This window comes from Metaplanococcus flavidus (genome assembly GCF_042675885.1).
Taxonomy (GTDB): domain Bacteria; phylum Bacillota; class Bacilli; order Bacillales_A; family Planococcaceae; genus Planococcus; species Planococcus flavidus.
The window spans coordinates 30551-42551 of sequence record NZ_JBHTKI010000014.1; the positions used below are offsets into that span (position 1 = coordinate 30551).

The 12001-nt window shown below is 45.8% G+C and carries 13 protein-coding genes; all 13 read left to right on the forward strand.

Features of this window, described 5'->3' with window-relative positions:
• Positions 1–240: 240 nt before the first annotated feature.
• The 13 genes from rpiB to atpA all read left to right on the forward strand — a co-directional run bounded on the left by rpiB (position 241) and on the right by atpA (position 11959).
• Entirely contained in the window at positions 241–678 is a 438-nt protein-coding gene (gene rpiB, locus ACFQ1X_RS10210) for a ribose 5-phosphate isomerase B (protein ID WP_144841197.1), read from the forward strand.
• Positions 679–690: 12 nt separating this feature from the next.
• Positions 691–1275: a TIGR01440 family protein gene (locus tag ACFQ1X_RS10215; RefSeq protein WP_144841196.1), complete on the forward strand. Its 585-nt coding sequence runs from the start codon at positions 691–693 to the stop codon at positions 1273–1275.
• Complete coding sequence (locus tag ACFQ1X_RS10220) at positions 1262–2497, forward strand: serine hydroxymethyltransferase (protein WP_144841195.1); 1236 nt, start codon at positions 1262–1264, stop codon at positions 2495–2497. Before ACFQ1X_RS10215 ends, ACFQ1X_RS10220 begins: the two co-directional genes overlap by 14 nt.
• Before the next feature lie 76 nt (positions 2498–2573).
• On the forward strand, positions 2574–4748 hold the full coding sequence (locus ACFQ1X_RS10225; RefSeq protein WP_144841194.1) for a bifunctional diguanylate cyclase/phosphodiesterase: 2175 nt from the start codon (positions 2574–2576) through the stop codon (positions 4746–4748).
• Positions 4749–4895: 147 nt separating this feature from the next.
• Entirely contained in the window at positions 4896–5525 is a 630-nt protein-coding gene (gene upp / locus ACFQ1X_RS10230) for a uracil phosphoribosyltransferase (protein ID WP_144841193.1), read from the forward strand.
• Between the two features lie 186 nt (positions 5526–5711).
• Entirely contained in the window at positions 5712–6830 is a 1119-nt protein-coding gene (gene wecB / locus ACFQ1X_RS10235) for a non-hydrolyzing UDP-N-acetylglucosamine 2-epimerase (RefSeq protein WP_144841192.1), read from the forward strand.
• A gap of 455 nt (positions 6831–7285) precedes the next feature.
• A complete protein-coding gene (locus ACFQ1X_RS10240; RefSeq protein ID WP_144841191.1) occupies positions 7286–7507 on the forward strand; it encodes an AtpZ/AtpI family protein in 222 nt (73 codons plus the stop codon).
• A 3-nt stretch (positions 7508–7510) separates the two neighbouring features.
• Positions 7511–7882, forward strand: coding sequence for an ATP synthase subunit I (locus ACFQ1X_RS10245; protein WP_144841190.1), 372 nt, complete (start codon positions 7511–7513; stop codon positions 7880–7882).
• A 27-nt stretch (positions 7883–7909) separates the two neighbouring features.
• Positions 7910–8626 carry a F0F1 ATP synthase subunit A gene (gene atpB / locus ACFQ1X_RS10250; protein WP_144841189.1) on the forward strand — a complete coding sequence of 239 codons (717 nt, stop codon included), beginning with the start codon at positions 7910–7912 and terminating at the stop codon, positions 8624–8626.
• A 65-nt stretch (positions 8627–8691) separates the two neighbouring features.
• Positions 8692–8904 carry a F0F1 ATP synthase subunit C gene (atpE, locus tag ACFQ1X_RS10255; protein ID WP_117300165.1) on the forward strand — a complete coding sequence of 71 codons (213 nt, stop codon included), beginning with the start codon at positions 8692–8694 and terminating at the stop codon, positions 8902–8904.
• A gap of 469 nt (positions 8905–9373) precedes the next feature.
• Positions 9374–9895, forward strand: coding sequence for a F0F1 ATP synthase subunit B (gene atpF / locus ACFQ1X_RS10260; protein ID WP_144841188.1), 522 nt, complete (start codon positions 9374–9376; stop codon positions 9893–9895).
• Positions 9892–10422: a F0F1 ATP synthase subunit delta gene (locus tag ACFQ1X_RS10265; protein ID WP_144841187.1), complete on the forward strand. Its 531-nt coding sequence runs from the start codon at positions 9892–9894 to the stop codon at positions 10420–10422. The genes atpF and ACFQ1X_RS10265 overlap by 4 nt, the downstream gene beginning before the upstream one ends.
• A 28-nt stretch (positions 10423–10450) precedes the next feature.
• Entirely contained in the window at positions 10451–11959 is a 1509-nt protein-coding gene (gene atpA / locus ACFQ1X_RS10270) for a F0F1 ATP synthase subunit alpha (RefSeq protein WP_144841186.1), read from the forward strand.
• Positions 11960–12001 lie beyond the last annotated feature (42 nt).

Sequence of the window (12001 nt, forward strand, 5' to 3'; positions counted from 1 at the left end):
AGGTTCGCCATACGAAGATGGCGCCTCCTTTGCGACGAGCAGTGCGCAGGAGCATAATCTTTGCACTGTCCAAAGCGCCGAAGCGTGTATAAAAGCTAATTCTTTTGTTCAACTTATATAACCCAAACCGCTAATCCCCCATTTATAGGCTTTTTAATGGAAAGATGTTAAAATGGAAACAAAGTGAAAAAGTGAATGATGGCTTTTTGCGCTAACTGAAAAAGAAAAGAGGGCTATTTAATGAAAATCGCTATTTCTTCAGATCATGGCGGCAATAATCTCCGCAAGGAAATTGTCCACCTTTTAAACGACATGGGAATGGATTATAAAGATTATGGTCCACATACAGATGACTCAGTCGATTATCCTGATTACGCCACACCTGTAGCGGATGCTGTCATAAAAGGTGAAGCCGATCGCGGGATTCTGATTTGCGGAACCGGTATCGGAATGTCGATTGCGGCCAATAAAGTAAAAGGTATTCGCTGTGCACTTGTGCATGACGTTTTCAGCGCAAAAGCGACAAGAGGCCATAACGATTCAAATGTGCTCGCAATGGGCGAACGTGTTGTCGGACCTGGGCTTGCACGTGAAATTGCAAGAACCTGGCTGACCGAGGAATTTGAAGGCGGACGACATGACAAGCGTATTCAGAAAATCACAAACTTAGAAAAATAAGGAGTGGTCGGCATGCAGACTTTATGGCAATTGCAACTGGAGGAAACTTTGGAAGAACTGGAGCAGGCAATCCAATTCAGAAAAGGCCAAGTTTTTGTAGTCGGCTGTTCCACGTCGGAAGTTGTCGGTCAGCATATCGGCACAGGCGGTGGTTTGGATATTGCCGAAAGTTTGTATGAACCATTACAGAAATTCGCGGAACGCCATAAGATTTTTCTGGCTTTCCAGGGTTGTGAACATATAAACCGCGCACTGACAATCGAACGCCATGCGGCTGAAAAGTATGGATGGGACCCGGTTTCGGTCATTCCTGTTCCGAAAGCCGGCGGATCGATGAGTGCTTATGCATTCAGTAATATGATTGACCCTGTTGTGGTCGAAGAGATAAAGGCGCATGCGGGGATTGATATCGGCCAGACAATGATCGGAATGCATTTAAAAAGAGTGGCCGTTCCGGTGCGTACATCTGTTAAACTAATAGGAGATGCGATTGTTTCTGCGGCAACGACCCGTCCGAAATTGATTGGTGGTGAACGTGCCAGCTACAGTCGTGAGTTTGTTCAACTACAGGAGGGAAATCAGGATGGAATTGATTAAAGCGCAAGACCAGGCAGTATATGAAGCGATGAATGCGGAAAAAGAACGCCAGGAAGCGAATATCGAACTGATTGCATCAGAAAACTTTGTGTCGCAGGCCGTTATGGATGCCCAAGGCTCGGTGTTGACGAATAAATACGCAGAAGGATATCCGGGTAAACGCTATTACGGCGGCTGTGAATTCGTTGATGTAGTGGAAAATATTGCCAGAGACCGCCTGAAGGAAATTTTCGAGGCAGATCATGCCAATGTTCAACCGCATTCCGGTTCACAGGCCAATATGGCTGTTTATACAGCAGTTCTTGAAAAAGGCGACACAGTTCTGGGGATGAACCTGAATCACGGGGGTCATTTAACGCACGGCAGCAAAGTGAATTTCAGTGGTATGCAATATGATTTCCAGGAATATGGTGTTGATGAGGAAACACATTTGGTCGATTACGATAAAGTCCGTGAAGCAGCTTTGCAACATAAGCCGAAAATGATAGTTGCGGGAGCAAGTGCTTATTCACGCACTCTTGATTTCGAGAAATTCCGTGAAATCGCTGATGAAGTCGGTGCCTATCTGATGGTTGATATGGCACATATTGCCGGTCTTGTTGCGACGGGCGCACATCCAAACCCGGTGCCGCACGCGCATTTTGTAACTTCGACAACACATAAGACACTTCGCGGCCCCCGCGGTGGCTTGATTCTCTGCAAAGAGGAATTTGCCAAGAAAATCGATAAAACGATCTTTCCGGGAATTCAGGGCGGCCCGCTTATGCACGTCATCGCTTCAAAAGCAGTGGCTTTCGGTGAAGCGCAGCAACCTGAATATAAAGAATATATTGACCAGGTCGTCAAGAATGCGAACGCATTGGCCGAAGCTTTGATGGAAGAAGGCGTCGACATCGTTTCGAAAGGAACTGATAATCACCTGATGCTGATTGACCTCCGCTCATTGAACCTGACTGGCAAAGTAGCTGAAAAAGCTCTTGATGAAGTTGGTATTACGACTAATAAAAACACGATCCCGTTTGATCCTGAAAGCCCATTTGTGACTTCAGGTATCCGTCTGGGAACGCCAGCGGTTACTTCGCGCGGTTTTAAAGAAGCGGAAATGAAGGAAATCGCTTCAATCATGGCGATGCTCCTCAAAAATCCTGAAGATGAGACAGTGAAGAAAGAAGCGGCCCTTCGCACAGCGAAATTGACAGCCAGCTTTCCATTATATAAATAAGGGAATGCAGCTGCAGTCGGATTAGACATGCAGCTGCATTTTTCCCCCCGTAGCTAAAAGAAAGAAGGGGTGGCGCATGCAAAACAGTAAACTGGAGAAAGAAAAATACATAATCATTGAATGGCTCAGCCGTCTTGGGGTCGAATTCCAAACCGGCTTTGTAATCGTCAATTCACAGATTGAAGAACAGCCAATACTTTATGCCAATCAGGCATTCTATGATATGACCGGCTATTCCGAAATCGATGTACTCGGGAAAAACGGAAGATTTTTGCATGGAGAAAAAACGGACAGGCGGATCAGTGCGAAAATCCGGGAATGTTCCATCTCAGATAAGGCGGATACTTTCGAAATCGTTAATTATCATAAAAACAAAAATCCTTTCTGGAATGAAATCACCATCCAGCCGATCAGTGTCGATGGCGGAAAACATAGATATACTTTAATGCTGATGAAAAATGTCAATAACAGAAAAAGAGAAGAAGCGTTGATACAGCTTCAGCAGGAAGCGTATACCGGCATTGAAAAAGGCTATATGCTCAGTTCGCTTTTGGAAAATATTTGCCGGATCATTGAATCTTTCTTTAAGGACGGTACGACCTGTACCATCCTTTTCATTGATGATAAGAATAGGTTCCGTGATGTTGCAGGAAAATCCATGCCGAAAGGCTTCCGCGATTTTATCGATGGCAAAGTAGCGACACCGCAATCAGGTTCCTGCGGAGCGGCTTTTCACCTTGGACAATCAGTAATAGTGGAAAATATGCGGGAAGATGAACTATGGCGTGAATACCGGGATTTTGTAATAGAATATGGTTTTCAATCCAGTTGGTCGGTGCCTTTCCTCGATAAAAACGGAAACGTTATAGGAACCCTGGGCATTTATTTCCCCACGACATCCGTACCTGATGAAAAAGATTATTATTTCCTGGAAAGAATTGCACCGACAATTTCTCTGACAGTCAAATATTCAAGGCAGCAGGAGGAAATGCTGCAACTTGCCTATACGGATCGCGCGACAGGGTTACGCAACCGAAATTATTTCATGATTGAACTGGCCTCTTTGCTTGAAGGAAATAAAGAAGGCTTGGTTGCTTTCCTGTCTGTTGACGAGTACGTCAAAGTTGTTGATCAATATGGGCACCGTGCTGGAGACCAGCTGATACAGGAAATCGGGAAGCGCTTTGGAGTGGCAAATTTGTCAGGGGACGCATTGATTGCCCGATTTTCTGATTCGACTTTGGCCCTTGTGAGTCTGATGCCGCTGGACAAAATTTCAGAATATCTGGAAGAACTTGCGAAACTGCTTGCAGAGCCAATTACCGTAAGGGATATGGAGTTATTTCTGTCTCTGAAAACAGGCGTATCGATCATCACTGCTATGCAGACGGATGTGGAAGAACTGATCCGTTATGCGGACAGCGCTTTGTCAAAAGCGAAATTGCGTGCAGGCGAATCTATCTGCTATTACGAAAATGAGCATGATGAATACATGATGAAAAACCTTCGCATCGCCAATGAATTGACTGCTGCGCTGCGCCGGGAAGAAATTAAAGTGCACCTTCAGCCAAAAGTGGATATGCGAACTGGGGAAGTATTGAGTTTCGAAGCTTTGGCACGTTGGAATTCGCCGGACCTGGGCAATATTACACCGGATGTTTTTATATCGGCTGCAGAAAAAAACGGGAAAATTCGGATTCTTGAACAAAGTGTATTGAAGCAGGTATTGGTATGGCTTCAAAAGCGACAGGAACAGAAGCAGGTGCTTCGGCAAGTTGCCATCAATATTTCAGCGGACCATTTCTTTCATCATTCCTTCGTTCCGAACCTTGTGGACATGACTTTGGAATATGGTATCGATCCGGCATTCATCCAGCTTGAAATCACTGAACGCATCGGCTTTGTCGATATCGAAGCAGCACGTAAAATTTTCAAGCAATTGGTGAAATACGGTTTTACAAGTTCCGTCGATGACTTTGGGACCGGTTATTCCTCTCTGAGTTATTTGCAGAAACTGCCGGTCAGCGAAGTGAAGATCGACCGGTCGTTCATCTCTAAGATGCATGAAGCCGATACGCTGGCGATTGTCAGGACAATTACTCAATTGGCTGAAAATCTGGGACTCACAGCTGTCGCAGAAGGTGTTGAAACTGAGGAGCAGAAACAGCAGTTACTTAATTTGGGATGCCATGTAGGCCAGGGATATTATTTTTACCGGCCGATGCCGCTCGAAGATGCCAATATTTTGTAAACCGGAGCAAGTGCTCCGGTTTTTTTATTTGCAATAAATTCATGAAGAAGTTAATGTCAGAAAAATTACAATGCTATCAGACAGCCTCAGAGCTGATTAATTTCTGTTATACTATTGAAGATAATGTGAAAAAAGGAGAGATACGCCGTGGGAAAAGTATTCGTATTCGAACACCCGCTGATTCAGCATAAACTGACGTACATCCGTGATAAATCGACAGGAACGAAAGAGTTCCGCGAATTAGTGGATGAAATATCAACATTGATGGCTTTTGAGATCACCCGTGATCTTCCGCTCCAGGAAATTGAAGTGGAAACACCTGTACAACTTGCAAAAACGAATGTGCTGGCCGGTAAGAAAATGGCCATCGTTCCAATTTTGCGCGCAGGCATCGGAATGGTTGACGGAATTCTGAAACTGATTCCGGCAGCGAAAGTCGGCCACATCGGTCTTTACCGTGACCCCGAAACCTTGCAGCCGGTGGAGTATTATTTTAAAATGCCATCTGATGTCCAGGAGCGCGAGCTGATTGTAGTCGATCCGATGCTGGCAACAGGAGGATCAGCAATTGAAGCTGTGAATTCCCTGAAGAAACGCGGAGCCGTGAAGATCCGTTTCATGTGCATCATCGCGGCACCTGAAGGCGTGGAAGCTCTACAGAAAGCGCATCCGGATGTGGATATTTACATCGCAGCGCTTGATGAGAAATTGAACGAAAAAGGCTATATCGTTCCAGGTCTCGGCGATGCTGGAGATCGGCTGTTCGGAACTAAATAAAGAAAAGCGAAGGCAAGAGATGGCCCATGGTTTTTAGGCCCATCCCTTTGCGACGAAGCAGCGTAGCGATGCAACGGTTTTTCATGTCTCGAAGCTAGCGTAGCGATGCAGAGACATGAGCAGCCTTTAGCCCTGCAGCAGCTGGGCCGCCGGAGTCTAGACAGAAAAAAAGCGAGGTTGATCTTTTTGACTAAGAAATTGAAAGTCATGACTATATTCGGTACCCGTCCGGAAGCCATAAAAATGGCGCCGCTTGTACTGGAACTCAAGAAACATCCGGAAACGATTGAACCGCTTGTAACGGTAACAGCACAGCACCGTGAAATGCTCGATCAGGTTCTGGAAACGTTTAAGATTACGCCGGATTTCGATTTGAATATCATGAAGGACCGTCAAACGCTTGTAGAAGTGACAACACGGGCGTTGGAAGGCTTGGATCGGGTGATGAAAGAGGCAAAACCGGATATCGTTCTCGTTCATGGCGATACTTCGACAACTTTTGTCGCAAGCCTGGCCGCTTTCTATAACCAGATTGCAGTGGGCCACGTGGAAGCCGGACTGCGGACACACAATAAATTCTCGCCGTATCCGGAAGAGATGAACCGTCAATTGACAGGCGTCATTGCGGATCTGCATTTTGCGCCGACTGAGAAATCGGCACAGAACCTTTTGGGGGAGAATAAGAAAGAAGAAACAATTTATATCACAGGCAACACAGCGATTGATGCGTTGAAGACGACTGTGAAAGAACAGTATTCGCACCCGATACTTGAAAAAATCGGTAGGGACCGCATGATTCTGTTAACGGCACATCGCCGGGAAAATCTTGGGCAGCCGATGCGCAATATGTTCCGTGCCATTAAACGCCTGATTGAAGAACACGATGACGTCCAGGTTGTTTATCCTGTCCATATGAATCCGGCAGTCCGTGAAGTTGCGGATGAAGTACTTGGGCGCGATCCGCGAATCCACTTGATCGAACCGCTGGAAGTATTGGATTTCCATAACTTCGCTGCACGTTCCTTCATTATACTGACGGATTCAGGCGGTATTCAGGAAGAAGCGCCGTCACTCGGCAAACCGGTTCTGGTGCTTCGCGATACAACGGAACGTCCGGAAGGCGTTGACGCCGGCACATTGAAGCTCGCAGGAACAGATGAGGAAACGATTTACGGGCTGGCGAAAGAGTTATTGACAGACGAAACAGCTTACAAAGCGATGTCCCGTGCTTCGAACCCTTATGGCGACGGCAAGGCCTCGGCTCGTATTGTGGAAGCATTGCTTCATCATTACAGTACGAAATAAATTATATTAGTAGTACTAATAATCTGAAGTAACCGATATTCCGCAAAACAGCAAAGAGTTGCTCTCGCAAGCTTCAATCAACTCTTCGCTGTTTTGCTCCATATCTGGAAATGGACCCCAGCGAAGGAGCGCGGCCGGACGGAGCGGAGCAATAAGACGAGTGTTCTTCTCGGCTTATTGCGGGAGCCTAGTCCAAAGCGACGAAGCGGCATATTTATGTGGATTTTTTAAACTCGATTCATTTAGTTCTGAATTTTTGTCCACAATATGTCGAGCCGATTTTGCTTGTGATGTTTTTCACTTCTAGCAATTGACATGATTTTACCCCTATTGTATGCTTACAAAGGGTATGCATGAGAAGGTTTTTTTACATAATTTTTTATGGCAAAAGCCTGATGCGACTGCTCTTTTTTAAGGGTAAAATGTCAAATCACACGAATTTCGAGGGGATTATCATGCGCCCGAAAAAAAGTCCCTTACAAGCGATGGCACTTTACAGCGCCATCCTCGCACAACTTGTCGGGTCCGTGCTTATCGGTGCGTTCACAGGTATGTGGATTGATGATCAGTCCGGAACCGCCCCGCTTTTTCTGGTCATCTGCCTTTTCGCAGGCATAGCAACCGGCGTCTGGGCAATGCTTCAGACTGTCCGAAAATTCGAATCAGGAGACAGGTAAAACATGGATGGACTCAGGGAGATTTTCACAAGACTCAAAAGGATAATCTTTTTTATCCTTGCACTATTTATTCTGGGATGGGGTTTCACTCCGTATCAGGATATCTTTACGGGTCTGATTATCGGAACTTTGTTCGGCATTTACAACATGTGGATACTGGTTCGGCGAATGGACAAATTTGACCGGGCGGTGGCGGAAGGCTCGAAAGTTCGTTCCCTTGGAACGGCATTACGGTTTGCATCAGGTGTTGCAGCTGTAGCGTTAGCGATTTTATTCGCGGAGCACATTCACTTGGTCAGTACGGTAATAGGATTGATGATTCCTTATATCCTGCTTTTGGCGGATCGGATCATCCATCACGTGAAACACCATTAAGAACATGGAAAGAGAGGTGAAACTATCGTGGATCATGGAGCTCCAATGTGGCAAGATCCGCTGTTCGGTCTCTGGTTTAACTTATCCAACGTCATGATGCTTCTTGTAGCCGCTCTTGTCGTGTTCCTTATCGCATTCATTTCGACACGGAACCTGAATTTGAAACCTACCGGAATGCAAAACTTCATGGAATGGATCATGGACTTCGTGAAGGGTATCATTAAAAGCAATATGGACTGGAAAGATGGCGGTCGATTCCATGTTCTTGGAATTACGCTGATCATGTTCATTTTCGTTTCGAACATGCTGGGTCTTCCGTTTGCAATTGTTGTTCAGGGAGATCTTTGGTGGAAGTCACCAACGGCAGATGCAACAGTAACCATGACGCTAGCGGCAACAGTCATCATATTAAGTCATTATTATGGACTGAAGCTCAAAGGTGTCAAAGGCTACACAGCGGGATATTTACAACCGATGCCATTTTTAGCCCCGCTTAAAGTGATCGAAGAATTCGCAAATACGCTGACACTTGGTCTGCGTCTTTACGGAAATATCTATGCGGGTGAAATTTTGATCTCTCTATTGGCAGGAGTCGCAGTAACTGGTTTCTTGGGATATTTCGCAGCATTCTTGCCATTTATGGCATGGCTCGGGTTCTCAATCTTTATCGGAACAATTCAAGCGTTTATCTTTGTTATGTTAACGATGGTTTATATATCGCATAAAGTCAGCGACGACCATTGAGTATAAAAACGCCCGTATCGGGCAAAGAAGGCAAAAAACAATTATCCTGAGGAGGACATTTTAAAATGGGTTTATTAGCAGCAGCAATAGCAGTAGGTTTAGCAGCACTAGGTGCAGGTATTGGTAACGGTCTTATCGTTTCAAAAACAGTTGAAGGTATCGCTCGTCAGCCAGAAGCACGCGGCGTTCTTCAAACAACAATGTTCATCGGTGTAGCTTTGGTCGAGGCAGTTCCAATCATTGCCGTAGTTATCGCGTTCATCGTTATGAATCAGTAGTATTATAGAAAAGCGACGGCACCCGTTAAGCTCTGAAAGGCATAAGACAGAACAGCGAAGTGGCCTTGGCCGCACAGCTGGGCTGGGTTATGACCCGAAGAGCTGGGTCGCCGGAGTCTTGACAGAGAAAAGCGACAACGCCCGTTCAGCTCCGACAGGCAAAAGATGGACCAAATGTAATTTGGGACATCTCTTTGCGACGAAGCTAGCGCAGCGATGCAGGAGCAATAAGGTTTTAGACAGACCAGCGTAGTGGCGAAAGCCGCGCAGCTGGGCTGGCTTATGACCCGAAGAGCTGGGCCGCCGGAGTCTGGACAAAGAAAAGCTAAATGGCGAGAATGCTTCGGCATGTTTTTCGCCATTTACGCTTGTATGAACCACTTTCCAATTGAAAAATCATCTTACAGCAAATATAGATCTTACTATAGAAGAAACGTACATTTAGGCTCTTGAAGGGAGTGAAACAATCGTGTTTTTTGATCACCTCGCACTCGGCGCAACCGGGGAATTCTTAAATACAGGGGATATTTTCGCAACATTATCTGTCTTCCTCGTACTTATGTTTTTGCTGAAGAAATTCGCATGGGGACCTTTGATGGGCATAATGCAGCAGCGTGAAGACTTGATCGCAAGTGAAATCGAAACTGCAGAAAACAGCCGTCTGGAATCCAAAAAAATGCTTGATGAACAGCGCAGCCTTCTGAAAGATGCGCGTACACAAGCGCAAGAAATCGTTGAAAATGCCAAAAAGCAAGGCGAAGTTTCCCGTGAGGAAATTATCACGACGGCACGCGCTGAATCTGGACGCATGAAAGATGCAGCAGTTCTTGAAATTGCCAACGAAAGAGACAAAGCGATTTCTGCAGTTCGTGAAGAAGTTGTGGCATTGTCATTGCTTGCAGCTACGAAAGTGCTTGAAAAAGAAATCTCTGAGGAAGACAACCGCCAGTTGATTAACGAAACGATTGCGAAGGCAGGCGAAGTGCAATGAGTCAAGCTGCAGAACGCTATGCCTTAGCATTGTTCCAAACGGCGCAAAAACATCAGGTTACTGCTGAAGTTGAAGAGGATCTGCGCGAAGTGAAAAAAGTCTTCGCTACGACTCCTGAACTCTATCAGCTGATGATTTCTCCGAAACTATCATCTGAAAAACGAATCAATCTTATCAACGAATTGTTTAAACAAGGCAATCAATACGTAATCAATACGATTCAGTTGATTGCTGAACGTAAACGTTTGGATGAAATAGGGGAATTGGTGGATGCTTACATCGCCCTTTCTAATGAGGCACAAGGAATCCAGGATGCGAAAGTTTACTCGACCCGTCCATTGACGGAAGAGGAACGCGCTTCGATTTCCACTGTATTTTCACAAAAAGTAGGAAAACAGGCATTGCGAATTGAAAACATCATCGATCCATCGTTACTCGGCGGATTGCGTCTTCAAATCGGAAACCGAATCTACGACAGCAGTGTCAGCACGAAACTGGCTCGCCTGCAGCGTCAATTGATCGGTTAATAAATGAAATTATGAGAGGGTGACATACATGAGCATCAAAGCTGAAGAAATCAGCGGTCTGATTAAAGCGCAGATTGAAAATTACCAATCAGAGATGAAAGTTGACGACGTCGGTACCGTAATCACAGTTGGTGATGGTATCGCTCGCGCTCATGGCCTCGACAACGTCATGGCTGGAGAACTTGTTGAGTTCTCTACTGGTGTATTGGGTATGGCACAAAACTTGGAAGCCAATAATGTTGGTATCATTATCCTTGGGCCATTCACTGACATCAAAGAAGGCGATGAAGTGCGTCGTACGGGCCGCATTATGGAAGTACCGGTAGGACATGAACTTATCGGACGTGTAGTAAATCCGCTTGGACAGCCTGTTGACGGCTTAGGCCCGATCAACACAACGAAATCCCGTCCAATCGAGAGCCCTGCACAAGGGGTTATGGCACGTAAATCAGTTCACGAACCTCTTCAAACTGGTATCAAAGCGATTGACGCCTTAGTGCCAATCGGCCGCGGCCAGCGCGAATTGATCATCGGTGACCGCCAGACTGGTAAAACAGCTGTCGCAATCGATACAATTTTGAACCAGGCTGACCAGGACATGATCTGTATCTATGTTGCAATCGGACAAAAAGAATCGACTGTACGTAACGTAGTTGAAACTTTCCGTAAAAATGGCGCTTTGGACTACACAATCGTCGTGACGGCATCAGCTTCACAGCCATCACCATTATTGTACCTTGCTCCTTACGCTGGTATCACAATGGCCGAAGAATTCATGTTCGAAGGCAAACACGTTCTTATCGTCTATGATGATTTGACTAAGCAGGCATCAGCATATCGCGAACTTTCACTATTGCTTCGTCGTCCACCAGGCCGTGAAGCTTATCCGGGTGACGTTTTCTACTTGCACTCACGCCTTCTTGAGCGTGCTGCGAAATTGAACGATTCACTTGGCGGAGGTTCAATCACAGCGTTGCCGTTCGTTGAAACGCAAGCTGGCGATATTTCTTCATATATTCCAACAAACGTAATCTCGATCACTGATGGACAGATTTTCCTTCAGTCAGATCTATTCTTCGCCGGTGTACGCCCAGCGATCAACGCCGGTCTTTCTGTATCACGTGTTGGTGGTTCAGCTCAGATCAAAGCGATGAAAAAAGTTGCCGGTACATTGCGCCTTGACTTGGCTGCTTTCCGTGAATTGGAGTCATTCTCTCAATTCGGTTCTGACCTTGACGCTGCTACAGCCGCTAAGCTTGAGCGCGGTAAACGCACAGTCGAAGTTCTGAAACAGGACTTGAACAGCCCGATCAAAGTTGAGAAACAGGTTGTAATCTTCTACGCATTGACTAAAGGTTTCCTTGATGACATTGCGCTTCAGGACATTTCCCGTTTCGAAGCTGAATTGACCAGCTGGTTGGATACAAACCACACAGAAGTTTTGGAAACTATCCGCACTACGAAAGGTTTGCCTTCTGACGAAGCATTTGGCGCGGCAATCAACGATTTCAAACGCACATTCGCAAAATCAGAGTAAACGTTTCAGCTGGATCAGAAGAAAAAATATTAAGGTGGTGAA